Source organism: Noviherbaspirillum phoenicis (genome assembly GCF_047237965.1).
GTDB lineage: Bacteria > Pseudomonadota > Gammaproteobacteria > Burkholderiales > Burkholderiaceae_D > Noviherbaspirillum_A.
Genome location: NZ_JBDFLX010000003.1, coordinates 309015 through 335591 on the forward strand (window position 1 = coordinate 309015; position 26577 = coordinate 335591).

Consider the following 26577-nt stretch of genomic DNA (forward strand, 5'->3'; position numbering starts at 1 on the left):
ACTGCTGGATCCTTCGCTCAAACTTTCTGTCCCAATTCATTGAGAGGAACCGCCGGAAACGCTTTCTCATGCGGAACGTGCCGAACCGAGAAATTGGCAGTTATCCAGGCATACAACGGTCCGATCGCATTCATCAGCGCGGCGATGCACAGGGCACTGAAAGGGTCCTTTGGCATCGGGCCAAAGCCGCCGAACATGGTCGCGAAAAACGATGCGAAGCCAAAGAACATGCCGGGAATGAAGCCCAGGCCCGGCAGGCGAGCCATCATCATCATGCCGCAGTTCAGGCAGAACAGGATCACCATCTCGGCGACCAACAGGCCGTTACCCGAAAAGGTTTTTGCAGCCAGGCCGAATCCTGTGACAACGAGAAAGCCGGCAATGGCGCCGATCGGGAGCACCGGCCAGATGCGTTTCAGGTTCGCAGCGCTCGGACCTCCCATTGCGAATGTGCCGGCCCAGCTGATGAAGATGGCCCAGACTGGCAGGTGCCAGGGCAGTTGAGCCATGAGCACGGTAGTGACGGCGAGCAGTGATGCGACGACTTCGTGAGGTAGCTTTTTCATGTTTGTCTCCTGATTATGTCATTGCCGATATCAAGCGTTTGCTGCGCTGGAACCTTGCTTGTTCTCCGCTGTGCTTTCACCATGCGCCGGGCACTTGCAGCCGTGGCGATGGATGTCGCAGGTGTGCCTGGTAACCACGGTTATCTTTCCGCGTTTGATGACCCAGGAGCGTGCGGGTATATCCAGCAGCGCGTCGGCTACCCGGGCGGTATCCAGGATCACCAGGTCAGCCTGCCTGCCCACCGCAATCCCGTAACTGCCGTCGATTCCGATCGCGCGCGCAGCATTCCCGGTCGCCATGCCAAGGATCGCGGCCTGGTGTTCCGGCGTGCCGTAGGAAATTGCATGTGCCAGCAGATTGCCGATCAACAGCATGTCGGCATTGCCGAAGGGCGTGAATGCATTGCGGATATTGTTGGATGAATAAGCGACGTTGACACCGGCCCCTTGCAGTGCCCGCACCGGTGTCAGCCCACGCCTTGGATTCTTCTGGTCATTGCGACCGCCGAGATACAGATCAGTCGCGGGCAAGGTAACGATGCTGATCTCTGCTTCGCGCAGCAGCTGGAGCACCGGCTTGAGTTCTTCAGGATCAAGCGCGCCCAGGCTCGTGACATGACCGAGCGACACGCGTCCCTGGAAGCGGCTGTCTATCGTCTTTTGCGCAATGTATCCGGCAGCGGCAAAGCGCTGGTCCGTCGCTTCGTCAGAAAAATCGGCATGCATGTCGATATCGGCGTCATGCTTTTGCGCCATTTCGAAGACTGCATCGATGTGGCGCACGGTATCGTCCCAGTTCAGCTCATTGTAGGGACAACCGCCGACCACGTCCGCGCCGATGCCCATCGCTTCCTCCATCAGCGCTATGGTTCCCGGCGACTTGATGATGCCTTCCTGCGGAAAGGCGACGACCTGGATGTCGAGCAGGTCCCTGTATTCCTCACGCAGCTCCAGCAGTGTTTCGACGCCGATCAGGCCCTGGATCAGGTCGACATCCGGATGGGCACGGATGGCGACGGTGCCGTTTCTGACCGCCATGTCGAGCACCGTACGCGAGCGCTCCAGCACATCATGCCGCTCCTGCCGGCTCTTCAGAATGCCGGTGACGCGGATCGCTTCCTCCAGCGTTCCCTGCGTCGGCGGCAGGCGCCTGTGCAGCAGCGCCTTCTCGAGGTGCATATGCGGCTCGACGAGGCCGGGAATCACGGCCCGTCCAGCGGCATCGATTTCCTGCGCCGCGTCCACTTCGATGCCAGCCTCGATCGCAGCGATGCGCCCGTCCCGGATGGCGATATCCACCAGCGGACGGTCGTCATCGACGCATACCCGTCTGATCAGCAAATCGACTTTCATGCCTGTCTCCTTCAATTTATCGTGATTCCAAGGGATGCAGCCCTGCCTTCTTTGGGCAGTTGGCTGCGGTTAGAGTCCGAGCGCGCGCCCGTCGCTGCGCGGGTCATGCGCCCCGCTGATCCAGCCTTGCGCCCGGTCGATCATGATCGCGCCAGGCTGGCCCGCAAGCGGGCTTTGCGCTGGCAGCATGCCGATTTCATGTCCGCGCCGGCTCAGTTCGCCGAACACATCGGCGCCGGCGTCTGCTTCCAGCTTCAGCGTATCGCGGCTGTCGGAAAAGGTGCGTCCCAGCAAAAAGCGCGGCCGCGCCAGCGCGGAAAGCGGGTCCATCCCGTAGTCGATCATGCGCGTGAGGATGGCCGCCAGGGTTTGCGGCTGGCCATCGGCGCCCTGCGTGCCGTACAGGATACGCGGCGCGCCATCCTTCATGTATATGCCGGGATTGAGGGTATGGAAGGGACGCTTGCCAGGTCGTATTGCATTCGGGTGGGCCGGATCAAGCGAGAATGCCGCGCCCCGGTTATGCCAGAGCACGCCGGTGTCGCCGGCCATCACGCCACTGCCCCAGTCGAAGTAAATCGTCTGCAGCATGGAGACGGAATTTCCCATGCTGTCGACGACGCCAACATATACCGTGTCGCCGTGCCGGAATGCATGCGGCCAGGGCTGCGCGCGCGCCATGCTGATGCGCGAGGCGGCGCGATCGAGGCTGGCCGCGGCCAGCAGATCGGCGCACGGCACCGGGCTGAATTCGGGGTCGGCCAGATAGCGGTCGCGATCGGTGAACGCGAGCTTTACCGCTTCCACCAGCAGATGGTAATAGTCGGCACTCCCCTCGCGCACCGACGCCAGATCGAAGCGTTCGAGTATGCCCATGATCTCGAGCGTGGTGACGCCCTGGGTTGGCGGCTGATGCGCCAGCAGCAGGCCGCCGCGGTAAGGCTGCGCCAGCGGCGGCTCGACCCGGGCCCGGGTGCGGGCAAGGTCGGCGGCGGTCAATGCCGATCCCGCATCGCGCAAACCCTGCGCCAGGCGCTGCGCCAGCCGTCCCTCATAGAAATCCCGGTGACCACGCTCGGCCAGGGTTTCCAGCGTCTGCGCCAGTTGCGGCTGGCGCAACAACTGGCCTGCCACGCTTTTGGCGCTCCCAACCCCGACTGGATGGAAGTGGCGCGCGACGCCAGGCAATTCATGCATGTCATCGGCGCGGAAATTGAGCCAGAAATCGCCGGAAGCCGTATAGGGAAATCCTTCCCGGGCAAGGGTAACCGCCGGCTGCAGCAGGGAAGCCCATGACAACGTGCCACGCAACTGGTCGCGGCTCAATTCGAATGCCTGCCCCATCGCATCGACATTGCCGGCCGTCGTCAGCATCGACATCGGGCCGCGCTGCGGGATGGTTTGCAGGGTGCCGAGCCAGGACGGCAGTTGCGCAGGGGCCTGGCCGATGCCGGAGACCGTCAGCACCTTGCCGGCAGCATCGCCGATCAGCATGAAGGCATCGCCGCCGAGGCCGGTGAAGTGCGGATAGGTGACTGACAGGCAGGCGCCGATCGCAATTGCCGCTTCAACCGCATTGCCGCCAGCCTTGAGGATATCGAGGCCGGCTTGCGACGCCAGCGCGTGGGGGCTCGTGACCATGCCATGCCGCGAACGGGCTGGTTGCTTCGGCCCAGCGGACGCTGGCCGGGCGCTGTCGCTGCGGGCCAGCGGGGAAATCGGTTCTTGCAGATCGGTATTTTCCATTTCGCTTCTCGTTAGTTGCGTTGTACGCCGTGCAGACAATCTAAGAAAAGCGCCGGTATCTGTCTACGCTGCAAACCGTATGCGCCACATTCACCGCGTGAATGAAGAACCGCGGAAAGCGGGCTTTCCCATGCTATAAACGCGGCATGAACCTAAGCTCGGTCGACATCAATCTGTTGGTGGCCTTTAACGCGCTGGTAAGGGAACGCAATGTGACGCTGGCGGCGAATCGCATTGGCCTGAGCCAGCCAGCAATGAGCAACGCGCTGGCGCGCTTGCGGAAGCTGTTTAACGATCCGCTCTTCGTGCGCACGGTAACGGGCATGCAGCCAACGCCGTATGCGCAGCAACTGGCGGAACCGATCTCGCATGCCTGTGAATTGCTGGAAGCGGCCTTGCAAATCGATGCCGGCTTCGATCCTGCCACCAGCACGCGCAAGGCATTCACCTTTTATCTTTCCGAAATTGGCGAAGTGGTTTTCCTGCCCAAGATTTTGCTGAGTCTGCAGAGTCTTGCGCCGCGTCTTGGCGTCAGGGTCAGCCGGGTGCCGGAAACCGGCGCGCAGGCGGCCATGGAATCCGGCGAAGTCGATCTTGCTATCGGCATTTTTCCCAGCTTGAGGGCCGGCTTTTACCAGCAGCGACTGTACGGCGACAAGTTCGTGTGCATCGTGCGGCGCGACCATCCGCTGATCCAGTCCGCGCCCAGCCTGGAAGCGTACGTCGCGGCCTCCCATGCCGTGGTGACATCGACCGGGACCGGGCACGATACTGCGGTCGAGCAAGTCCTGCTGAAGCAGCGCCTGCAGCGACAGATTGCCGTCACTGTGCCGCATTTCATGGCCTTGCCGGCCATCGTCGCGCAGACCAATGCGATCGCCACTGTTCCGGCGCGGATGGCTGCCGCATTGCAGGGGCAAGCGAACATCAGGGTGCTGGAAGCGCCGATCAAATTTCCGCGCATCGAAATCCGCCAGCACTGGCATGAACGCTACCACCACGATGCCGCGAACAAGTGGCTGCGCGAACTCGTCGCGCAATTACTCAAGGATTAAGCGTTTTTCCGCGGTTAAACTTATTGATGAAAATGCAATCGCTGTCAAAGCCGGAGGCGGCGTCAGGCAATGCAATCTCTGCGATCGCCTCGCTTTTCTTCCGTATGGTCTTGCCGTTGATCAGGTAGCTGTAGCTCGCTTCAAGCGAGCCGCTAAGCATCGCCAGCCAAACTGAACAAGAAGATGCGCCGCTTTGCCGGGCCAACGCGCCTGCTGGATTCTCCCGCGCAGCGCAAGGCATGGCGGTATCGCGCGCGAAGGCCGTTCCTGCCATACGCACCGCGTGACCGCGGCGCGGACTAAGGATGCCGATGAATAGGATCCACCCAAGCCACCTCTTCCGGCGCCTCCACCGGCGCGATATCCAGGTTCACCACCACTGCTTCGTTATCGCTGCGCACCAGCACGCATTCCAAGGGCTCATCGGTGCTGGCATTGATTTCTTGGTGCGGCACGTAAGGAGGCACATAGATAAAGTCTCCCGGCCCCGCTTCCGCCACGAATTCCAGCTGTTCGCCCCAACGCATCCGCGCATGCCCCCGGACGATGTAGATCACGCTCTCCAGCGCACCATGATGATGGGCGCCCGTCTTCGCGTTCGGATGGATGGTAACCGTCCCTGCCCAGATTTTTTGTGCGCCGACCCTGGCGTGATCGATCGCTGCCGCCCGGTTCATTCCCGGCGTTTGCGCGGTATTGCTGTCCAGCGTGTCATGCCTGATCACCCTGACGCCTTCGTTGCGCCAGTCATGACCTTGATTCACTTCTTCCATCTCGTCTCCTCCGCCGTCTTTCAGGCCTGGATTGTTGTAAAAATCATCAGCTTACGCTTTCTCGTCCAAACTGTTTCGCCAGCGCCGGCATCAATTGAAAACTCGAATGGGCCAGGGAATGTGCGCCGGTTGCCCTCTGCAACGTAGCCATCGGCCATCCTGAAATTTCCTAGTCCAAGTCTGTTTCTTCAGGTGCGGACAGGCTCAGAACAGCGCGGCCGACATACGGATTTTCCATGATGCGATGCTCCAGAAGCCGCAGTAGTCGTGCAAGCTCAGCTTGATCGTGCTGCCCGGTCAACTCCACGCGTGCCGATATGAGGATTTTTTCCGGTCCTATGTACTCGGCAAAAAATGCGGTGACACGCCGAATTTCGGGCGCTTGCTTGAAACTGGCAATCACCTTGGTACGCAGCGCCGGCGGTAACGGAACGCCGGCCAGGAACCGGCGGTTCATGTCAATCAGGTACAAGCCGACGATGCCCATCAGCGTCCCGATGGCGATCGATCCAGCACCATCGAATTCGGCGCGGCCTGTGAATTGATGGAGGGCCATGGACAGACCGGCGATGGCCAGGCCCATGAGTGCGAGCAGGTCCTCGATCACAACCGCGCGCAGCAGCGTGTCGGAGGTGGTCAGCAAATGTCCGACCATGCCCAGGCCACGCGTAATCGCTTTTTCCCGTACAAAGCGCACTGCCTGCGCAAATGAATGCGCCTGCACGCCGAAGGCACATGCCAGTACCAGGTAGCCGAATGAAAAGCCGAAGACTGGCTCCTTGGAATGCAGTTGCTCCAGGCCATGCCAGACTCCGACCTGGGCACCGAATACGAAGGTGCCAGCCGCACCGAAAAGTGCCCAGACATAAGATTCCCTTCCGTAACCAAGAGGATGGTTCTCGTCGGCTGGACGCGAAGCGACAAGATAAGCGTTTGCACGGAAGCAGTCGGCGATCAGGCTTACCCAGGAATGCACAGCCTCGGCCAGCATGGCACTCGACCCGGTAATCACCGCCGCCAGCGATTTCAAAACCGCAATGATTGTCTCGCCGGCGAACGCTTTGGCAACGGCAAGGCGTCGGCCGGCGACCTGTGTTCCAGTTCCTAGTTTTCGATGAAAGCGGGAGAAGGCGCGCACAAATGAAAAGGTAGCGATTAATTGTCCTTGGAACCGCAGGACTTCAACGAGAAATAACCGGGTGTAAGGTGCGGTCTAATGTACTACAGTCGCGGTTGGGCAGGGGCAGTGCGTGACTGTGCCAGCTTACTTGTGAACCGCGCGAGCCTTTTGAGGCACTCGACTTGCATCGCAGGAGTTGCCATGCCCCTGTTTATGGCAGGCTGGGCCGGGCAATCAAGAATTCCTGCCACAGGAACCCCCCGTCCAAGTATTGCACCGTAAATTGTGAATCCCTGCCAGACGATAGGGAGCCGGCGACATTGGTCCTCCATGCGGCCAACCCTTCGGCTCTGCATGATGCACGGCAAAGGGCAACTGTGCCAGCATGGCAGCATTCCAACATGCATAGCACGTCAACCATGGAGAACGGGATGGCTATCGTACCCATGCGCAAGGCAGCGCTTTTCCACCCAATGGCGCTCGCCCCCTTGGTGTTCTTTACTGCCCTTCACAGCGCAGCCGACGCGACCGACGAGTGGGCCGGCTATGAGCGGCTGGATAGGGAAAAAGTCGTGCAGGCGCTAGCAGGCACGGCTCCAGCGGACTTCTATGCCAAGAACCTATCCAACCTGGATTTATCCGCAATCGACTTCAAGGGAGCGAATCTGGCGGCAGCCGTGCTCAACGGCAGCAGGCTGCAGCATGCCAACCTGGCGAACTGCAAGCTGAGCGTGAGTTTTGGTGAAGGAGCCGACTTCAGCCATGCCGACCTGTCCGGCGCCATGATGTTTTCCATGCAGCTCAAAGGCGCCAATTTCCAAGGCGCTAAACTCGCGGGAGCGCGCTTCATAGGCGACATGTCGCACGCCAATCTGCGCGATGCCGACCTGACCGGACTGCGCGGATCCGCCGACATGAAAAACCAGTCCATGGGCTTGATGCGGGCCAGCTTTGTTTCGTCCGATCTGCGCCGCGCCAACTTTACCGGCGCCGAACTGGCCCGGGCCGATTTCAGTTTCGCTGATCTGCGCGAAGCAAAGCTTGTCGGCGCCAATCTGGCTGGCGCCGAGTTTGCATCGTCCGACCTGCGGGGTGCCGATCTCAGCGGTGCCGATCTGCGGGGCGCAAAGTTCATCGATACGCAATTCCAGGATGCAATACTGGTCGGCACGCGATTCGACGGGGCCACTTGGCGCGGTGTACAGGGCATGGAGAAGGCAATGGACCGAGGCGCTACCGGTACCCCGCCCGAGCTGCGGTAATGCGTAGTACGGGTGTGTTCCCATGTCGGGCACGTAGGAAGGAAGATAGGTTGCCCAACGTCGTTTTGACCTTCCAAGAGCATTTTTGTCATTACGACGGCGTTTTTGTGCTCATCTGAACCAGGCGCCAACCTGGCATCAGCACGTGCCGCGCAATGCCATCAAACCCAGCGTAAAAGCCTGTTCGATAATTGAGTCATGCTTCAAACTAGGCGGCAGCGATTTCTGCCTCGTTGAAGTGCGAACTCACCGGTGACTTGCCGGCAGGGCTGCAAGACTGTGCGTTACAGAACGCGGATATCGTCGCTGTCCATTTCGGGCAAGAGAACTCGTCTGCCGCAATCCGCGTATTTGTCGCCTCTCTGGTTTAATTGTCTAGCAGGACAGCTGGCTGGATCAGACAGCCATAGGGTCAGAAATCTCTTGATCCGTGGTGAACCAACAGCTTATAAAAGAGCACGTTGCGTTGAACTGTTCAATACGCAAAATAGCAGCTTGGCCATCCCGGTAGTGAAAACCTTAGCACCACAATTAGGGCAGCTACCCAACTGCCTCAAGCTGCTGCGCAATGAGAAGCATCCCCCGCGCGCTTTCCACAAAAGGTCGATCGATCATTCTGCCGTCGACGACGATTGCGCCCCGGCCTGTCGATTCGGTCTCCCGCCAAGCGTTCACCACCCGCTTGGCGAATGCGATTTCTTCGGCGCTTGGACAAAACGTGCCATTTGCCACCGGGACCTGGGTGGGATGAATGCAGCTCTTCCCTTTGAATCCGAGCTTGCGGGCATGGTCTGCTTCGGCTCGGAATCCGTCCATGTCCCCTACTGACGCAAATGCGCCGTCATAGGCATCGACGCCCGCCTCGCCCGCAGCCAGGCGTACCGCGAGTTGTACCTGACGGACGGCGGCGGCATCCTTGCGATCTATACCCAGCGGTTCGAACAAATCGCCGAAGCCAAGCTGCAGGCCAATGATGCGCGGATGCGCAGCCGCGATTTCGGCGGCAAGCCGCAAGCCCCGCGGCGATTCGATATTGGCCAAGATGCCGATGGGCCGGTTGATGCCGCGCTGACGCTCAAATCGATCAAGTAGGCTGCCGACTTCCCGGATTTCGTCCGGCGACTCCACTTTAGGGAGGTTCACCGCCGCAAGGCCGGGCCTGGCCACCGCTTCGAGATCGGCGCTGAAATGCCTAGTCGACACGCCATTTACCCTCACCACAAGGATGATGCCATCGACGAGTCCGGCTCGCTGGTCCAACAATGTCGCGGTCGATGCCCGTGCCTCTTCCTTGCGCTCTTCCAGCACAGCGTCTTCGAGGTCGATCGAAATTGCATCAGCGCCGCTACGCAGCGCCTTGGCAAACAATTCTGGTCTCGATCCAGGAACAAATAGCTTACTGCGCATCAGAATGGCAGCGTGTGCCAGATGGTCATGCATGCTCAACGCCTCTTCGATATCGGCGGCCGGCCTGGAATGACAGACCAGCACTGCCGGAGTTTAATCGACCATCCGCTTCTCAGCGTCTGGCTGCAGCAGATTACGGTCATGTACGGACGGCAATTCTGCGAACGGCTTGCGGTATTGCGCCCACAAGCGGTGATCCTCCGGCGTATGGAACACCTGCGGTTCCGGCATCTTCGGCCATGACGAGACTGAGAGCCACAGCCGTAGGAGATGGCGGCGCTTGGACAACTCTTTCTCATCTTGATAGTCGGTGCGCCCATGCACCATCGTACGGTTGTTGAGGAACTGGATGTCGCCGTCCTTGAACCCCATGTCAAGGAAAAATTCTGGCGATGCCGCGATCTTGCGTACCGTGAGCAGCGCCTCGGATTCAATCGGCGTGAATGGCCGCTGTCCGCTTTTCTCGGCGAGGCGCGCGTAGCCAGTGGGCAGGTAGCACGTGATTTCACCTTCCTCTTCATAGAAAAATGGTACGCGCTCAGTGCTGTAGGTCTTCGTTGCGCGACGACCGTCTTCATCGGTGCGCTTCAGGTACAGCCCCTCACGCAGCACATCCAGCAGGTCGGGGCGATGCTCTGCCAGATGGTTGTGGATAGCCAGCGCGCTTGAAATCCGGCTTTCACCGCCTGAAATCGCCGTACGCAGGCACATCAGCCCGATAATGTCGCAGGAATCGGTATGCATCAGTTGGCCGCCACCCTTGCGGTAGCCGCGCGACTTTGGTTCAAGATCGCTGACGTCGACCACATGCCCGAGTATATCGCCCAAGTAGGATTGCACCATGGGCTTGCCGATGTACGCACCCAGTCCGAAGTAAATCCGCGTCATATCGTCATCGGAATACTTGTCCCGGGGCAGCCCGCGCAGCATCAGGAAGCCGCGGCCGTTGCGCAGCCGGTCCGGAAGCGAGGCCATCAGTTTGCCGACTTTATCAAGCGGAAAAGTCTCGGCGGTAATCTGCGGAAAGTCCACTTCCCCGAGGGACAGCAGGTGCTTGAGCGCACGGTCGATCTCGCCAAGTTCTTCGTCCGAGAGGATGTGAAGCCCTTCTTCGCGCCAGTCGATTGCAGGACCCTTCCAAACGCCTTGGGATTTGATCGGTTGACCTAACTGATTCATCATTTTCTCCAATGTGGTTATCACTCACTGAGGCCAAGCCCGGTAGCGGGTTGGCAACCTTGCCTAGATCATGGTTATGCCTGCGCAGCCGCTGGCCTGTTTGCTGCTGTCGCCGCTGCTTGAACAGCCTCGACGATCACACCATCCCTTACCAGCCTTTGATAGCAAGCCGGTTCCAGCAGCGGCTTTAACAGCTCGGCGCTGTGTTGCCCCATCAGGGGCGCCGGCATGCGGAAACTGCCTGGCGTCGCCGACAGCCGGGGAACGATGTTATGTACCGGCATCAGGCCAAGCTCGTCATCTTCAATTTCGACGATACTTTCGCGTTCGATTACGTAGGGATCGTTGATCAGCTGCGCGGCGTCGCAGATTGGCCCGATAGTGACGCCAGCTTGATCGAACAGTGCCAGGCTTTCTTCAAGCGTCTTTTGCGATATGAACTCTCGCACAACCCGTTCGACTTCTTCGACGTTGGCGAGCCGCGCGGCGTTTGAACTGAACCGGCTATCGCAGTTCATGTCGGCCCGACCAATGGCGACAAACAGCCGCTCCGCCATGGTTTGTGTCGAGGTCGACAGGCATAGCCACTTGTCGTCCAGCGTCTTATACGCATTCCGCGGCGCCGTGGTACTTGAGCGGCTGCCGGTCCGCTCCTTGACGGCTCCGGTCAGCTTGAAATTGGCGGCGTGGGGGCCGAGTATCGACAACGTCGGTTCAAACAGGGAAAGATCGACGACCTGGCCCTGTCCGTTGTTGACCCTCACGTTCCATAATGCGGTCATCACCGCACTTGCCCCATAAAGGCCGGTTGCCATGTCGCCAAGGAACATCGGCGGCAGCACTGGTTCGCGGTCTGCGAAGCCATTCATTGCGGCAAAGCCGGAATACCCTTCCACCAGCGTGCCGAAACCGGGCTTGTGCCTGTACGGTCCGGTCTGGCCCCAGCCCGAGATCCGGGCAAAAACGAGCCGTGGGTTCAGTTCAAGCAAGACCTCGGGCCCCAAGCCCATGCGCTCGATGACGCCAGGCCGAAAGCTTTCGATCAGCACATCGGCATGGGCAGCCAATCGGGCGACCAGTTCGACGCCCTCGGCGCTGCGCAGGTCGATACATACGCTCTTCTTATTCCGCGCATACGCTTTCCAGAATGTCTCGATGCCATCGACGCGGAATGCGCGCAAGGTGTCGCCCTTGAGCGGCTCGATCTTGATCACGTCTGCGCCGAAATCGGCAAGCTGCAGCGTTAACATATTGCCGGCTACCAGGCGCGACAAATCAATCACGCGCACGCCATGCAGAGGACCGCGGGCCTGCGGTGTGTACGCCTTTTTGCGTAGCGTTGCCATAGTCATCTCCGAAGAAAATCGCGAGCAGGTTTGCCAATGCGATGTAGGTAAGCGCTTTGCCGGCCTTGGCCGACAGACCGATTTGTGCAACCGTCGAACATAGTCTAAACAAAAATAGACATCGTGTCTATTTTTGTTTTTGCTGCTGCCCGCGGGTTGAAGGATGCACCGCAGTTGCATGAACGCTTGTTTTCCTTCATTCTTTCGCCCTCTCTTCTTACTACGCAGCTCCCGGGCGCCACGCAATGAAATCTTCGCAAGCCAAGCCGACCAAAACATCGAAATTGAAGAAAGCAGTCGAAACCGAACAGGACACCGAACCGGGCGTTGCTGCCGTCAACCGAGCACTTACGATTCTTCAGGCATTTGAACAAAGCATCGATGGCATGACGCTAACCGAGCTGATGAATGCAACCGGGCTGTACCACAGCACGATCCTGAGGCTGTGCGAATCGCTGGAACATTTCGGCTATTTGAAGCGACTTGCCGATGGACGCTATATGCTCGGCCCCACGCCATTTTTTCTCGGCATGCTCTACCAGGAATCCTTCCGGTTGCAGGAATATGTAATCCCGGTGCTGCGTGAGCTGGTCAAGCAAACGGGGGAGACTGCGGCGCTGTATGTCAGGGAGGGCGAAGAGCGTGTCTGCCTGCACCGCCTTCACCATGTGCGTAGTGTGCGGATGAATTTACGCGAGGGGGAACGGGTTCCTCTCGACAGAGGTGCCGCTGGAAAAGTCCTGCTTGCCTTTTCGGGCGAGCCTGGAGCGGCGTTCGATACAATCCGCCATGCCGGCTATGCAATTTCGCTTGGCGAGCGGGATGCCGAGACCGGCGCAATTGCCTGCCCGGTGTTCTCAGTCAGGCAGCAATTGATCGGCGCAGTGTCTCTTGGCATTCCTCTGTTTCGATTCAACAAGAAGGCATTCGATACTTGCCTGCCCTTTGTCATGCAGGCAGGCGCGTCCCTGACGACGGACCTTGGCGGAAACACCAAGTTGTATGCGCCGCCATTTGAGAAACCAGCCGGCATGCGCCTGCCCGATTGAAACTACACAGTGATATCAGTTCACGCTGATATTGCGCTCTCTCGCCAGCTTTTTCCATTTGTTGACCTCCTCACCGACATAGGCGGTGGTCTGGTCAGGCGTCAGCCCGGTCGGTTCAGCACCCTCTTGCGCAAACAGCGCCACCATTTCGGGCTGTGCACTCACCTCCCGGACGGCGGCGTTGAGTTGCGCAACCAGCGGCTGTGCTGTCTTGGCCGGCGCGAACATAGCCCACCACACGTCGACCTGATAACCGGGCACTACTTCCGCGATTGCCGGCACATTGGGTAGGAATTTGGAACGCTGGCTGGAGGTGACAGCGATCGGCCGGATCTGCCCGGATTTCAGTTGTCCCCCGACTGACGCAAACGTCGTGATCATGAAGTCGATATTTCCTCCTATCATGTCTGTAACGGCATTGCTGACGCCCTTGTACGGAACGTGAAGCGATGTGGTGGAGGCTGCCGAATTGAGCAATTCTGTACTCAGCTGGCCAATGGAACCAGGACCCGCCGATCCGTAATTAAGCGTGTTCTTTGTGTCCTTGGCAGCCTTGATCAATTCTGAAGGCGACTTGTATGGCGTGCCGTTGCCTACAACAAGCACCATCGCGCCTTTGGCGACCACGGCAACCGGAGCAAACGACTTGATGGGATCAAACGGCAGTTTGGCTTGCACGGCGGCGTTAGTGGCGAACGAAGTAGATGTCAGCAGCAATGTCGCCCCATCGGCATCCGCTCGCGCTACGGCCTCAGTGCCAATGCTCCCTCCTGCGCCAGGTCGATTGTCAACGATGACATTTGTTCCCAGCTTGACGCCTAGCTTTTGCGCAAGGGCGCGCGCAAACAGATCGTTACTTCCACCCGCTGAAAAGGGAACTACGATCTTAATCAGCTTTGGAACACTTGCTTCTTGAGCAGTGGCTGTTGAAAGGGGAATCAGTGCGGCACTCAACGCCAGCCCCATGCCAGCATATAAACCATATCCTTTACGCATCGCGGTCTCCATTTTAGACATTATGTCTGTTTTAGTGAATCCAGTATAAGCAGCGCTTTCAGGCATGTCTAGGCATTTTTGATTCGCTTCGCCCGCACGATGGGTGAACCGACGCGCTCTAACATGGCGCAGTAGGGAACGCTCTTAGCCGCTCTATTTAAGCCGTGGAGAAAATTGGCGTTGCTTTATTGAAAGCTTACCTATGCATTTTCATTTCTAAGACGGAGGAATGAAAAAGTAAGTCAGTGAGATTCAAAGGCTTTGCCGCCCTTTTGTTTTTGCGTTGCTATCTGCCACCGGACGGTTGAAAAGAGGCCGAGCGTTTTATTCTCTGGGCCATTCTGGGGCGGGCCCGGGCTCTGTCGTCGCTGGCCGTGGAAGACGCCGTTGCATGCCGCGCTTTCCTGTGACGGCCCTTACCTGCACGCCGTTGGGTCGGGCCGCCAAAATCCCCGACATTGCCTGAGTGGCGTCCCTTTGGCGGCCACCTCTCCACCCGATTTATCGCCAGCAAACAGATGGAGGACGGCTTGATAACACGTGGACGGAAACGCAGAAATCAACTGAATATGAAATGCGTTTTGACGACGGGTACGTCTTGTTAAAAGGTGGCAGCAGAAGTTTCATCATGCATTGATCTGACGTTGTCGTACCCTTCGGAATTCTTCAGTGTGTACCGAACGAGCTGCTGGACGACTCTGGCCAAGGTCCACGCTTGATTGCGCGGCGAAACAGATCCCTTGCAGCATTTAACGATGGCGGACGCAGAGTCGTATCTGGGCCGCGATATCAGGTGTGAGCCGTTCCCATGAAGCTGGCCTTGAGCCAGTCAGATGCGCCTGCATCCATCGCGGCGGCGATGACCTCCGGTGGCAGGCTGTAAACCGTTGCCCATGTCGCGCGGCCATCGGCGGCATTTGACGGAAAACTCATTGTTTCTATTGGCCAGTGATACTTGCGTTTCAAAGTGCGAATGATGGCGGCAAGCGTGACGCGTCCGCGCAGTGGCGCAGCGCCGGCCTGGTCTGCGTTGGAAAGCAGGACCGCGAGCACGGCGCCACGTGCGGTACGCGGGCCGGGAAAAATGGGAAGCTTGGCAGGCATTCTGATGATTTAACCGTACTGACAAAGCCGGCATTTTAAGCCACGACCACTAGTCCAGCCGGGAACCCGACTGGCAGCGTGCAGATCGGCGGCCAGCATCTAGCGCGCTGCAACCCGACAGCTTGCTACGGGGCAGGGAGCGCCCGGTTCTAACCGTTTGGCAAGGGGCTGGTGCGCTTGCATACCAGGACCGGCACGGTGCTGTCCTGCACAACACGCAGCATCACGCTCCCCGCTCCGGCGCCCTGGCGCCCGGTCCAGCCATGCGAAGCGATATGGATCAGGTCGCAGCCATGGCTGACCGCGGCCCGGACAATGGCTGGGGCGACGTCGGTGCCGTGCAGCTTGCGACAGATGCAGTGCACCTGATGCGCTCGTGCATCGTCCGCCACGGCCTTCAGATAATCCTCGCCGAATTGCTCCATGAGTTCCTGCCAGCGCTTCGTGTGCGCCGGGTCATGATGCAACCAGTCAGCCAGCAGATCGGGATGCGGCTCGGGCACCACGTGGACGGCGAGCACGGTCGCGCCCACGCTTTGCGCCAGGCGCACGCCGGCCTGGCAGGCTTGCCTTGCCAACGCTGAACCATCGGTTGGCAACAGGATGTGCTTGTACATTGGCTTCTCCAATCGGCCTGCGGCTGTCTTGGCATCGCTGTCGGATCACCAAGGCTGCATCAGGGTTCAACGCGGTGCCGACAGCCAGCGACGAATGACCTGGCGCGAACCGGGGTTGCGCAACTTCTTGCCTATCCACTTTGACCACGTCGGTGCCGCTATTGATCCCGGTGCCGAATCCAGTCGGAAAACGCCGCATCCTCGAACTGGTAGCGGCCGACGTCGATCCGGGTCAGGACGTTCTTGTTCGTCAGGCGGGTGAGCGCGTTTTGCGGCGTGCTTTTGTTGACGGGCTCTTCGAGTCCCAGCGCTTTCGCCAGCGCCTCGCGGGACTCTTTGGAATAGATGTCCCTGGCGCCGTTCGCTACCATTTCAAGAATCGCCTGATCGGCTGGCAGCATTTCCATCCATTGCCGCTCGAAATCTTCGCTATTGAAAATGTGTTGCCTGGCATAAGTGAGCGCAGCGTCGGAGCCTTCGATGGGATTGACGAGGTAGCGGTCAAGGTAGCGCCGGAAGAATTCCGGAGTGTTCCTCAGTTCCTTGAACGCCGTTAGCGCATCAGCCAGCTTCAGCGGGTGCCGCGAAATGGCCGCGACTTTTCCGACCATGGCATTCACAAATTCCTCGCCGAGCAGTGGAAACGGCTCCAGGCCAGCCCAGTTGTAGAAAGGCGCTGATGGGCGGGCAAACATGCTTCGAAGCGTCGTTTCGGAACTGCCGGCAAAGATCACCTTGATGTCGTGTTTTCTGATATCGAGGGCCGCGCGAAGGGCATGAGCGAAGTTGCTGTTGGGCTCACTAGCGAGCATTTGCGCCTCATCGATTACCAACAGCAACTTCTTTTTCCTTTTGTCGAGCTTTTGCAGGGCTTCTGTCAGCAACGAAGCAGCAGGCACTTTCTGCTCCGACAGTTCTGCTTCAATCGAGCCTTCGCCGACACCGGGCATCTTGCCGGACGCTTTCATCTTCTTCACGGGGGTGCGCAGACGTTCCAGCATCTTGCCAACCCCGCGTGCCTGCATGGCCTCGTAAAGTGCGCCGAGCAGCGCTTCGCCAGGGTTGTCGCGGTTGTCCCAGAGATTGACGTAAGCGGTCAGGTAACCTGCTGCTGTCGCCGCCGGAATCAGGTCCTGCTTCAGAAACTCGGTCTTGCCCATGCGGCGCCGGGCGAAGAGCCCGCGCGCCGATGTCAGTCCGCGTTCAAATGTGGCCAGGTAATCCTGCGCCAGCTCGGGACGTCCAAAGTGCCAGTGGTCAGTCATCATGAAGGGTATTAAGATTTACTACGATATTTAGTAATTACTATTCTACGAAGTAGTTGGAAGTAACGCAATCGCTGCGTAACGGATCAAGGCAAAGGCTTTGCTGCACTGGGGTAGGGTACCCCACAGTCGCAGCCCTCCATGCGGCGCAACAGCGTACGGAAATATCAAGAGCAATACGGCGACCGGCTTGCCTTGTTGCACTTCCCACCCGTCGCGCAGCGCCACGCTTGCCTGCTGCGCACCGCCGCCTTGACTTGGCCCCGACCGTGGCCGGGGGTGCGGGACGTGGTTGGAATATCGTTCCGTCAGCCCTTGAATTTCCATGCACTTCGCGCTATCCGATTCGAACGTGAATCTGATCGACGATCATTTCGATGTCGCGGTACGCATGGGCCGGCTTCAGGATTCGTCGCCGCGCAGCCGCAATCTGTGGGACTGCAGCGGGTCGTGGTCGCCTCTCCGGGCTATGTCGAAAAGCATGGGCAACCGCTGATGCCTGGCGCAGCGAATAGCTGGCTCCCCGTATCGATCTCGGGGCGCCGGCGTCGACGCGCAGTCAGGCCGGCGGCCAACACACCGCCCAGCGCGACCAGGAGCGCCGTCGCGGGCTCTGCGACATAGACAGTGGCCGGCAGTGTCACGAAGGGGCCGGTGATGTCTTGATCTCCTACTGTTACCCGTAGCGTGGAAAAGAAATGCACGAAGGTGCCATCCGGCTGTGCAACGGAAAAATCAAGCAGATTGACTGCCCGGCCAAACTCGCCGGCGACGAATCTCCCAAACACAAAGTCAGCCGTTCCGCCAGGAGGGATCGTGACATTGAACTGATCGACAACATCGTTGCTATTGGCAGTCGGCCCCGGCGTAAAGTCGATCAGCGTCCAGTCAAACGGCTCTGGCGCCTGTCCTTCGAGGAACACACCGGGGCCGCCGCCACCCACGCTGGGACGCAAGCCGATGCAGTCTGGCCCACCGTTAAAAATTCGTGCGATGCTGCAGTCGAAAACCAGGTTGCCGCCGCCGTTATTGGTAATGCGTAACGGGATCGTGACGGTGCTGCCGGGCGTTGCCTCGAACGTGGTGGGCATGGCGACCGCATAGGGAACTTCCACCGGTACTTGCAACGCTAGGCACTGGTGCGCAAACAGCGACAGAGTCATCAGGAATAGCGCGGCGATCTTTTTCACGGCATCCCTCCTCCACTGCGAAAAAGAAAATGGTATGCCCTTGTCGCCGGATATAACTGAGGCGCGTCAAGTGCCCGGCGCTTCAATGCGGACAGGTTTTTCACGCGGAAACATCGCTGGCGCAACACCGTGGCACCAGTTGCGCCACAGACTTGCCTGCCATATTCAGTGCAGCGCATGCCGCGCGGCGGATGGCTGTCGCATGCATCGTGCGCTCCAAAGGCGCTTAGCCAAACAACTCCCTGGCATAAGCGGGCACGGGCAACACCCCGTTCCTGCAGCGTCATCTGACCCGACCACCTCGTCGTACCACACGTCCGCCGCCAGGCCTAACTACCCGGCACTGGTCGCGGACGTGCGCCGATGGCAGTTAACGGTTCTTCAGCAGCTTGGCAAAGTCGTTGTCAAGCCGGGCCAGCGATGAGTCTATCCTCGTGCGGTTTGCCTTGATCCATTCGCCTTGCTGCGCCAGATTCTGGTCTGCAGCGCCAAGCATGCGTTCCATTTCCACCGGCTGCGGACCGCCTACGGTGGTGCGGTGCTTGATGATGGCGACCGGATCCAGCGTTGCGCGGAATTCGTCCTCGCTCATCGGCAGCGGATCAGTGCTGTAACCGTGGACCGCCTCGGCATAGATGCGCTTGGCTTCTGCATACGGAAACGCGCTGGGTTTGATGTTTTTCGACTTGGCATAATCCACCAGCTCGGAGGCGAAATGATGGCCGATCCGGAAAGGCAGTTTGTACTTGCGCATCAGCACGTCGGCCAGTTCCTGCGACGCGGTCCAGTCGCTATCCAGTTCCTCCAGCGCGCGCTCCGGATTGATGACCAGTGCCTTCAGCACCTTTTCCCATCCTTGCAGCGTGCTGGTAGCGCTGCGCAGCATCTCGCCGTTCGCGCGGCCATCCTTTGCGTCCGACATGCCCGGTGGGATGTTGTGCGCCCGGATCAGCGGGCCCATGGAGAGCGTGATCGCAGTGGACGCGGTCTGCCGTGTTGAATTGAGCAGGCCCGGATTGCGCTTTTGCGGCATGGCGCTCGACACATAGGTATTGCCGCCGCCTTCCTGCAGCAGCATCCAGGGACGCGGCTGCGCATACTGGGTCATCACGTCTTCGACGAAGCTGCCGGTATGCAGTGCAATGCTGGCCACGATGCTGCCCATTTCGACCGGCGCATCCACGGGACTGAATTGTGCGGCGTCGTAGGCGTTGTCGACGATTGCGGAAAAGCCCAGGTAGTCGGCCATGCGCTTGCGGTTGAGCGGCCAGCTGGTGCCGTTCAGCACGGTGGTGCCCATTGCCGAGCGGTCCAGGCGCGCATACGCTTCGCGCAAGCGCTGTGCGTCGCGCTCCAGTCCCGCGGCGTGGCCCAAGAGATAGTGGCCATAGCTGTTGGGCTGTGCTGCCACGCCATTCGTGTAATTGGGAACGATGGTGCCGACATTCTTTCTCGCCAGGCCAACCAGTGCGATCGAAGTCCGGTTGAGCTGCTCGGCCAGGTTGAGAGCTTCATCCCGCAGTTCAGCGGCGCGCACCGTGGACAGCATGTCCTGACTGGACCGGCCGGCATGGATCAAGGTCACCTCCGGGCCGGCGGCCTTGATCAGCAGTGGCTCGAAGGTGATGACCGTTGAAGGACGCTTGCCGCCAGCCTGGTTGCCTTGTTCCAGCACGGTGGCGATGCCCGCCGCGACCTTGGGTGACAGCGACTTGTCCAGCAGCCCTTCATCGGTATTGATGACAGCCGAGGCCTTGTTGATTTGACCGATCCAGTAAAAGGCGTCGCGGTTCTCTGCCTGCTGGGCAAAGGTTGAGCCTGCATGTGCAAGCAGGAGTAAGGCGGTAGGAAATACTGTTGATTTGAGCATGGCTTCTGCGGTAAGGGATTTTTGTAGGGAAGCGTAATTTTTAGTATGAAGTCAACCAATGCAGCCGAAGAAGCCAGATCGCTCTGAACTGCTTCTGTCGCTATTCTAGTAGACAACATGATCCGCATGAAAGTCGCAGGCGGGCGGCCTGCGCGCAGTCAGCTTTCCCGCAGCCTGCGGATCGCGACTTCCTTGTGCTTTGCTTCGATCTCGATCCACGGCACGCTGCCAAAGGCGGAGGGCATCACCTCGATCAGGTCGGCGTGGGAACGGTCTGCGAAAGCCGTCCGGCCGTTTGAAATATGCACCAACTGGTGTTCCGGCCTGGCCCATGTTTCACGCGCCTTGCCCAGCATCTCGCCGATGCTCGGATCCTCATAGCTGGACAGGCCTTCGTGCACCACGTGGTGATGCGCATCGAAGATCATGGGCACGCCGGATTCCATACAGATGGCATGGATGTCGCTGGCGCCATAGGCATATTCATCGTTTTCCAGACCCAGCCGACAGCGGATGGCCTCCGGCAGCCGGGCAATCGCCTGCACCAGTTCCCGGCTCCGCCCCGACTTCCCGCCATGGATTTCAAGCAGCGCCCAGGGAGACCGCGGCTGCTGCAACAGGTCCATGATATCGGCATGCATCTGCAGGATCTTGATGCTGTTGTCCACCACCTTTTGCGAATCCGAGTTCAACACCACGAACTGATCCGGGTGCATCACCAGCCGTGTGTTTCGCGCAAGAGCCCGCGCTCCCGTCTGAGCGACCTCGTCCGCCAACGATGTCATTGCGCTGCGCCCTACTTCCTCGTCGAAAAACGGAAAGAGCGATGAAGGCATGCGGTAAAGGGAAATTTGCTCGCGTTCGCAGTAGTCGATCGCCGTATTGAGGCGGGCGAGATTTTCACGATACAGGCTTTCCAGGCGCGGCCGCTGCTGCTCCGGCTCCAGTTGCAGCAAACGCGTGCGCGTGATGGTGCGGTAACGCACCTCTTCCGAATGGGTGATGCAAACCAGGCCGAGTTGGGAATCCATGTCGCAGTCGAAATAGGGAGCAATGCCGATTCGATGGCGAAACAGTGCATTGGTTCAAGGTATCAGCCTGGCCGGGCGAGATTTGGCATGCCCTAATGCTGCATGTGGCAATGCTGAAAATTGAAATCCAGTGGACATACACTTCCGTGGGCAGGCATCTCGCCGAACGCCGCAAGAAATCGACGGCACCGGTCAGACAAGCCAGACAGGCGAAGAGGCTGGCTGGCCTGCCATATCCATTTCCATTGCTATTGCTCTGCGAATGCCGCAATCCCCGCCTTGCGTGGTCTTCTAATGAATGTGGCCCACGAACGGAATAACGCCGAAAACAAGCGATGCCAGCAGCATCACCAGTGCAGCCGTGATCGACCAGATCAGCGTATAACGCTGGTGGTCGCCGAACTCGACCTCGGACATGCCTACCAGCAGGTAGGTCGATGCCACCAGCGGGCTGAGCAGGTGCACAGGCTGGCCGATGATGGCTGCGCGACCGATTTCCGCAGCGCTGATGCCATACACGGCGGCCGCCTTGGCGAGAATCGGCACCACGCCGAAGTAAAAGGCGTCATTGGAGATGAAAAAGGTGAAGGGGATGCTCAGGAAGCCCGTGACGATCGCCAGGTAGGGGCCCATCCAGGCCGGCACGGCGGCGATGACGCTGGTGGCGATCGCGTCCACCATCTTGGTGCCCTGCAGGATGCCGACAAAGATGCCTGCTGCGAAGATCAGCGACACCACCGGCAGCACATTGGCCGCATGCGCGGCAAGCCGCTCCTTCTGCTGCTCCAGCTTCGGATAATTGATCATCGCCGCGATGGCAAAGAAGATCATGAACAATACCGGAAGCGGAAGCGCGCCCATGATCAGCAGCCCCAGCAGCACAACGGTCAGCAGGAAGTTCACCCAGATCAGCCTGGGCCGTGCGATGCACGGGTCCGACGCCGTGACCTAGGATTCCATGCCGCCGCCGGGCGCCGATGCCAGGTCAGTCACGGCGGGTTTGGCTTCCTGCTGCCTGACCTGGACCGGGACGACGTTGGCCTGGGGCTCGGTCGCGCCTGCATAAGCGGTCCACCGGCCGGTGGTGCCATCCCTCTGCCCTGCCACTGCCTCACTGGCGGCTGGCGGCTGCAGAACCGTCACATTCGCCGTGGCGCCGGCATGCGCTTCGGCTGGCAGGCTGACCGCGCCTAGGCGTTTGCGCTCCTTCTTGCCCAGAATGTAGGCAACGAAAAGCACCCAGCCCACCGCGACGATCATCGAAGGAATCATCGGCACGAAGATGTCGCTGACCTCCACGCCCAGCGCGCTGGCGGCACGCGCGGTCGGACCACCCCACGGCAGGATATTGAAGACGCCGCCGGCCAGCATGATCACGCAGGCCAGAACAAGACGGCTCATGCCGAGGCGCTTGTAGAGCGGAAGCATGGCGGATACGGTGATCATGTAGGTGGTGGCGCCATCGCCATCGAGCGACACCACCATGGCCAGCGCGGCGGTGCCGACCACGATCTTCATCGGGTCGCCGTCGACGAGCCTGATGATTCTGCGCACGGCCGGGTCGAACAGGCCGGCATCGATCATCACGCCGAAGTAGAGAATGGCGAACATCAGCATGACGCCAGTAGGCGCCAGGTTCTTGATCCCGGTGAGCATCATCGGGCCGAGTTCCTTGCCGAAGCCCCCGATCAGGCCGAACGCGATCGGCACGATGATCAGGGCCACCAGCGCCGGCAGGCGTTTGGTCATGATCAGAAACATGAAAACGACGACCATTGAATAGGCCAGCACGGTCAACATCTTGAATCTCCTTGCACAAGGATGGTCTGCCCATGTCTGGCGCAGACAAGCTCATTTGAAACAGGTTTACAGGAGCCCGCGTATGGAACGACCAAGCGCTTCTCTTGTTGTTCATACAGTGAGGCATATAGCGCTGGCAGCGAGGAGATCCTGAGGACCGGCATTCGCAGCCAGATGTCGGGCGCTGATGCACGATGTGCATCAGCGCCCAGGACTTGCGGCACTTTCCGGAAGCCGGCAATCTAGCGGGATGAAATTGGGGCGGTGCGCATGATGTCGTCTCGTCTGTGGTGATTTTGTAGGCGAACGATACGCTGCCCCAGCTTTCACTTTCCTTTCAACCCGCTGATTTTTTGACCTTGTCAGCCGGCCATCCGTCGGATGCCGGTCTTCCGTGCCAGGCCATGTTGCGTTCGCCGGCGCGGCGCCGTCTGCGCGAACGCAGGGCTCGGCGTCCGGCATGTCGGGTTCGCAATGGCCGCGAATCAGGAGAGTTGGTTGTCCGAACGTCAACGCAGGGCGGGTACGGACCTAGCGCACCAGACCAAGCTCGACCGCCTTGCGCCGGTAATACTCCTCGGTCCTGGTTACGTAATCGGTCAGTTGCGCCCCGGTCAGCGCAAAGGGATAAAAGCCATGGTCTTCGCGCAGCCGGTCGAATGACTTGTCGGCCATGATGCGCTCAAACCGGCTGACCCAGCGGCGATAATCCGCATCGTCCACCTGCCCTCCCATGTACAGGCCCCGGATGATCGGCCAGCTGAGATCAAATCCCTGCTCGCGCGCTGTCGGCACTTGCGCCAGCGGGCCGGGCAGGCGCTTGTCCGACAGCACTGCCAGCACGCGGATGCGGTCCGCCACGGCGTGCAGCGAGGCTTCCGAGACGTCGCCCGACACCGCCTGCACATGCCCGGCCAGCAAGGCCGTAATCGATTCTCCGCCGCCTTCAAAGGCGACGAATCGAAGCTTCCTGGGATCGATGTCCGCCTGCTTTGCCAGGAGCGCAATCTTGATCCAGTCCTGGCTGCCGATGGTGCCGCCGGCGCCGATCGTGACGGCGCCGGGATCGCGGCGCATGGCCGTCATCAGTTCGCCCAGCGTCCGATACGGCGAGTCGACGCTGACCGCGACCATGCCGTAGTCCATGCCCAGGCCAGCCACCCAGCGCACGTCGGAGACGGACGACCGGCCCAATTTACCCAAAGCCAGATTCAGCAGCGAGCCGCCGGAAAAGGCAACCAGGGTGTCGGGCTCGGCTTGCCGTTGCGAGACGATGGAACTCCATGCGACCGCGCCGATGCCGCCCGGCATATAGGAAAGGCGAAACAGGACCTGCCCTTCCAGTGCCTTGCGGGCCAGCTTGCAGGTTTGGTCGAAGCCGCCGCCAGGCTTGGACGGTACAATGCATTCCGCGGAATAGACCTGAGCGCAGACCAGCAACAGCACGGGCGGCAGCAGCCGGGCGCAACCGCCGCTGCGGCAGGCGCGCCAGACCTTGCTCGGCAGTTGGCGCATCGACTGAAAAGGCCTTGTAGATGTTGTGGATCGCATGTTTTCCGGCCTTGTACATGGGTTACGCGGCGAAACCGGGAAGCCGGCATGCCGCAGTCACGCTACCGATTTGCAAATAACGGCGGTCAGCGCGCACGGCACGGCGCATGATAAGGTCTTTTCCCGGCGGTTTTTTGTTAACGGTAAACCATACGACGGTTTGCCTTTCAACTTCCTTTCAGATTCTGTGTCCCATGCGTATTTTGCTGGTTGAAGATCATTTGGAACTGTCGCGCTGGATAGGCCAGGCGCTGCAGGATGCCCGCTTGACGGTGGAATTTGCGGTCAACGGCGATGCGGCCGACAGCCTGCTGCGCACCCAGGAGTATGCGCTGGTGATACTCGACCTGACATTGCCCAAGATGGATGGGCTTGAGGTGCTCAAGCGGCTGCGCGGGCGCGGCAGCAAGACGCCGGTCCTGATCCTGACCGCGCGTGGCGGCCTGGCGGAGCGGGTGCAGGGCCTGAACCTGGGCGCCGACGACTATCTGGCCAAGCCCTTCGACCTAAGCGAACTGGAAGCGCGGGTCAAGGCGCTGCTGCGCCGCAGCCAGGGCAACGAGGCACTGACGCTGCGCTGCGGCGCGCTGCGCTTCGACACGGTGTCGCGGATGTTCCACTACGGCGACGCGCCCCTGTCGCTGACGCCGCGCGAATATGCGGTGCTGGAAGCCCTGATCACCCGCGTTGGCTGCGTCGTTGCCAAGGACAAGCTGTTTGCCGAAGTGTTCCGGCTCGATGACGACGCCAGGCCGGATGCGATCGAGATCTACATCCACCGGCTGCGCAAGAAACTGGAGTCGGTGCAGGAGGGGCGCGCCGTGATCACGACATTGCGCGGCCTCGGTTATCTGCTGCAGGAACAGCAGTGAGCGCACCGGCACAGCGGCTCGGCAGCTTGCGCGGCGCGCTGCTGCGCTGGCTGCTGTTCCCGCTGGTGCTGCTGGTGCTCATCAATTCCGTGTCGGCCTATCACAATGCGCTGGACGCAGCCGACCTCGCCTATGACCGTTCCCTGCTGGCCTCCACCCGCGCCCTGGCCGAGCGGGTTGCCGTTGTCGATGGCCGGGTGACCGTCAACGTGCCTTACGTGGCGCTGGACAGTTTCGAAACCGATAGCCTGGGCCGCCTCTACTACAAAGTCACCGGCATACACGGGGAGTTTGTGTCGGGCTATGAAGACCTGCCGCCGGTGCCGGCCGGGATCAAGCGCTCGGAAATCTATCCGGCCCTGGTGCGCTTCTATCACGCCACCTATCGTGGCACGCCGGTGCGCGTGGCCGCCCTGCTGCAGCCGGTGTACGACGACACGATGCGCGGCATCGCCCTGATCCAGGTGGGCGAGTCGCTGGAAGCCCGCCATGTGCTGTCACGCAAGATACTCGTCGATACCTTGTGGCGCCAGGCTGCGCTGGTGCTGACGGTGGCCATCCTGTCGTGGTTCGCAGTGCGCTTCGTGCTGCGCCCGCTCACCCTGCTCACCGAGGACGTTGCCTCGCGCAGTTCCAGCGACCTGTCCGACTTCAACCCGGCGCAGGTGCATCGCGAGGTGCGGCCGCTGGTGCACGCGATGAATGGCTACATGGACCGGCTGCGGCAGCTGATCGCGGGGCAACGCCGTTTCATGGCGGACGCATCGCATCAGCTGCGCACGCCGCTCACGGTGTTGAAAACCCAGGCGGAACTGGCATTGCGGGCGCAGGAACCCAGGGCGATACGGGAAGTTGTCGAAGGCATTGCCCGGACTACCGATTCCACCGTGCAGCTGGCCAACCGCCTGCTGACGCTGGCGCGCGCGGAGCATGGTTCGGCCGACGAGATGCATGCCGGCGTATTGCTCAATGAACTGGCGCTTCAGGTATGCATGGAACTGGCAATGGCGGCGGTGAAGAAGGAAATCGACCTGTCGGTCGACGCCGAAACAGAAGTCAAGCTCACCGGCAATGCCTTGCTGCTGCATGAGCTGGTGGCCAATCTGGTGGATAACGCGGTCCGCTACACACCCGCGAGCGGGCGGCTGGCAGTACGCGTCGCGCGCGAGCCCGACGGCACGGCGCTGCTGGAAGTGGAAGACAGCGGCATAGGCGTTCCGGCAGAGGAACGCAGCCAGGTGTTTGCGCCTTTCTACCGGGCGCCGGGTGCGCAGCAGGTCAACAGTGCCGGCGCCGGTCTCGGACTGACCATCGTGCGCGACATTGTCAATATGCATGGCGCTAAGATCACGCTTGGCGACAGCAGGCTTGGGGGACTCAAAGCCAGCGTGAGATTTCCACCGTCGGCGTGAAGGCGGCCAGGTT

The 26577-nt window shown here is 60.2% G+C and carries 23 protein-coding genes and 2 pseudogenes; 6 read left to right on the forward strand and 19 right to left on the reverse strand.

The annotated features are described in order from the left end of the window. Nucleotides 1-17: 17 nt before the first annotated feature. The 3 genes from ABC383_RS23650 to ggt form a co-directional block, all read right to left on the reverse strand. Nucleotides 18-566: a DUF1097 domain-containing protein gene (locus ABC383_RS23650; RefSeq protein WP_413017805.1), complete on the reverse strand. Its 549-nt coding sequence runs from the start codon at nt 564-566 to the stop codon at nt 18-20. A 30-nt stretch (nt 567-596) separates the two neighbouring features. After that, nucleotides 597-1919: an amidohydrolase family protein gene (locus ABC383_RS23655; RefSeq protein WP_413017807.1), complete on the reverse strand. Its 1323-nt coding sequence runs from the start codon at nt 1917-1919 to the stop codon at nt 597-599. A 69-nt stretch (nt 1920-1988) separates the two neighbouring features. Next, nucleotides 1989-3665 (reverse strand): gamma-glutamyltransferase, encoded by a 1677-nt coding sequence (ggt, locus tag ABC383_RS23660; RefSeq protein WP_413017808.1) that lies wholly within the window; start codon nt 3663-3665, stop codon nt 1989-1991. 146 nt (nt 3666-3811) lie between these two features. Here ggt and ABC383_RS23665 point away from each other — a divergent pair, with 146 nt between their 5' ends. Beyond that, on the forward strand, nt 3812-4720 hold the full coding sequence (locus ABC383_RS23665) for a LysR family transcriptional regulator (protein ID WP_413017810.1): 909 nt from the start codon (nt 3812-3814) through the stop codon (nt 4718-4720). Here the strand turns inward: ABC383_RS23665 and ABC383_RS23670 are convergent. From ABC383_RS23670 to ABC383_RS23685, 4 genes are read right to left on the reverse strand one after another with little or no spacing between them, the layout of a single operon-like run. After that, nucleotides 4710-4994 carry a hypothetical protein gene (locus tag ABC383_RS23670; protein ID WP_413017812.1) on the reverse strand — a complete coding sequence of 95 codons (285 nt, stop codon included), beginning with the start codon at nt 4992-4994 and terminating at the stop codon, nt 4710-4712. The genes ABC383_RS23665 and ABC383_RS23670 overlap by 11 nt on opposite strands. A gap of 25 nt (nt 4995-5019) precedes the next feature. Then, nucleotides 5020-5493: a cupin domain-containing protein gene (locus ABC383_RS23675; protein WP_413017814.1), complete on the reverse strand. Its 474-nt coding sequence runs from the start codon at nt 5491-5493 to the stop codon at nt 5020-5022. 20 nt (nt 5494-5513) lie between these two features. Next, entirely contained in the window at nt 5514-5651 is a 138-nt protein-coding gene (locus ABC383_RS23680; protein WP_413017816.1) for a hypothetical protein, read from the reverse strand. A gap of 11 nt (nt 5652-5662) precedes the next feature. Beyond that, nucleotides 5663-6631, reverse strand: a complete 969-nt coding sequence (locus ABC383_RS23685) for a cation diffusion facilitator family transporter (RefSeq protein ID WP_413017818.1) — start codon at nt 6629-6631, stop codon at nt 5663-5665. A 413-nt stretch (nt 6632-7044) separates the two neighbouring features. Between ABC383_RS23685 and ABC383_RS23690 the strand changes: the two genes are divergently transcribed. Beyond that, on the forward strand, nt 7045-7875 hold the full coding sequence (locus ABC383_RS23690) for a pentapeptide repeat-containing protein (protein ID WP_413017820.1): 831 nt from the start codon (nt 7045-7047) through the stop codon (nt 7873-7875). A gap of 540 nt (nt 7876-8415) precedes the next feature. Here the strand turns inward: ABC383_RS23690 and ABC383_RS23695 are convergent. From ABC383_RS23695 to ABC383_RS23705, 3 genes are all read right to left on the reverse strand, one after another. Continuing rightward, nucleotides 8416-9315 (reverse strand): HpcH/HpaI aldolase/citrate lyase family protein, encoded by a 900-nt coding sequence (locus tag ABC383_RS23695; protein ID WP_413017822.1) that lies wholly within the window; start codon nt 9313-9315, stop codon nt 8416-8418. Nucleotides 9316-9375: 60 nt separating this feature from the next. Then, on the reverse strand, nt 9376-10464 hold the full coding sequence (locus ABC383_RS23700) for a TauD/TfdA family dioxygenase (RefSeq protein WP_413017824.1): 1089 nt from the start codon (nt 10462-10464) through the stop codon (nt 9376-9378). Between the two features lie 71 nt (nt 10465-10535). Beyond that, entirely contained in the window at nt 10536-11807 is a 1272-nt protein-coding gene (locus ABC383_RS23705; protein WP_413017826.1) for a CaiB/BaiF CoA transferase family protein, read from the reverse strand. Nucleotides 11808-12052: 245 nt separating this feature from the next. On the opposite strand from ABC383_RS23705, the gene ABC383_RS23710 reads away from it, so the two are divergent. Next, nucleotides 12053-12856 carry an IclR family transcriptional regulator gene (locus ABC383_RS23710; protein WP_413017828.1) on the forward strand — a complete coding sequence of 268 codons (804 nt, stop codon included), beginning with the start codon at nt 12053-12055 and terminating at the stop codon, nt 12854-12856. A gap of 15 nt (nt 12857-12871) precedes the next feature. Here ABC383_RS23710 and ABC383_RS23715 read toward each other — a convergent pair whose 3' ends face one another. Beyond that, nucleotides 12872-13918, reverse strand: a complete 1047-nt coding sequence (locus ABC383_RS23715) for a tripartite tricarboxylate transporter substrate binding protein (RefSeq protein ID WP_413017830.1) — start codon at nt 13916-13918, stop codon at nt 12872-12874. A 242-nt stretch (nt 13919-14160) separates the two neighbouring features. On the opposite strand from ABC383_RS23715, the pseudogene ABC383_RS23720 reads away from it, so the two are divergent. Further along, a pseudogene (locus ABC383_RS23720) lies at nt 14161-14361 on the forward strand (integrase); the annotation flags it as partial. A 280-nt stretch (nt 14362-14641) separates the two neighbouring features. On the opposite strand, the gene ABC383_RS23725 reads toward ABC383_RS23720, so the two are convergent. From ABC383_RS23725 to ABC383_RS23760, 8 genes and pseudogenes are all read right to left on the reverse strand, one after another. Next, on the reverse strand, nt 14642-14956 hold the full coding sequence (locus tag ABC383_RS23725; protein ID WP_413017832.1) for a hypothetical protein: 315 nt from the start codon (nt 14954-14956) through the stop codon (nt 14642-14644). 149 nt (nt 14957-15105) lie between these two features. After that, complete coding sequence (locus ABC383_RS23730; RefSeq protein WP_413017834.1) at nt 15106-15573, reverse strand: universal stress protein; 468 nt, start codon at nt 15571-15573, stop codon at nt 15106-15108. Nucleotides 15574-15731: 158 nt separating this feature from the next. Then, the gene (locus ABC383_RS23735; protein WP_413017836.1) at nt 15732-16841 is read right to left on the reverse strand and encodes an ATP-binding protein; all 1110 of its coding nucleotides are present in this window, start codon (nt 16839-16841) and stop codon (nt 15732-15734) included. Between the two features lie 464 nt (nt 16842-17305). Next, nucleotides 17306-18028 carry a PEP-CTERM sorting domain-containing protein gene (locus ABC383_RS23740; protein ID WP_413017838.1) on the reverse strand — a complete coding sequence of 241 codons (723 nt, stop codon included), beginning with the start codon at nt 18026-18028 and terminating at the stop codon, nt 17306-17308. 370 nt (nt 18029-18398) lie between these two features. After that, a complete protein-coding gene (locus ABC383_RS23745) occupies nt 18399-19898 on the reverse strand; it encodes an argininosuccinate lyase (protein WP_413017840.1) in 1500 nt (499 codons plus the stop codon). A gap of 158 nt (nt 19899-20056) precedes the next feature. Beyond that, nucleotides 20057-20929 (reverse strand): apurinic/apyrimidinic endonuclease family protein, encoded by an 873-nt coding sequence (locus ABC383_RS23750; protein ID WP_413017842.1) that lies wholly within the window; start codon nt 20927-20929, stop codon nt 20057-20059. A gap of 291 nt (nt 20930-21220) precedes the next feature. Next, nucleotides 21221-22729, reverse strand: a pseudogene (locus ABC383_RS23755) (CitMHS family transporter). A 531-nt stretch (nt 22730-23260) separates the two neighbouring features. Then, nucleotides 23261-24244, reverse strand: a complete 984-nt coding sequence (locus tag ABC383_RS23760; RefSeq protein ID WP_413017844.1) for a Bug family tripartite tricarboxylate transporter substrate binding protein — start codon at nt 24242-24244, stop codon at nt 23261-23263. 230 nt (nt 24245-24474) lie between these two features. Here ABC383_RS23760 and ABC383_RS23765 point away from each other — a divergent pair, with 230 nt between their 5' ends. Together ABC383_RS23765 and ABC383_RS23770 are read left to right on the forward strand one after the other, a co-directional pair. After that, nucleotides 24475-25152 (forward strand): response regulator, encoded by a 678-nt coding sequence (locus tag ABC383_RS23765; protein WP_413017846.1) that lies wholly within the window; start codon nt 24475-24477, stop codon nt 25150-25152. After that, nucleotides 25149-26564, forward strand: a complete 1416-nt coding sequence (locus ABC383_RS23770; RefSeq protein WP_413017848.1) for a sensor histidine kinase — start codon at nt 25149-25151, stop codon at nt 26562-26564. Before ABC383_RS23765 ends, ABC383_RS23770 begins: the two co-directional genes overlap by 4 nt. Nucleotides 26565-26577: the final 13 nt, after the last annotated feature.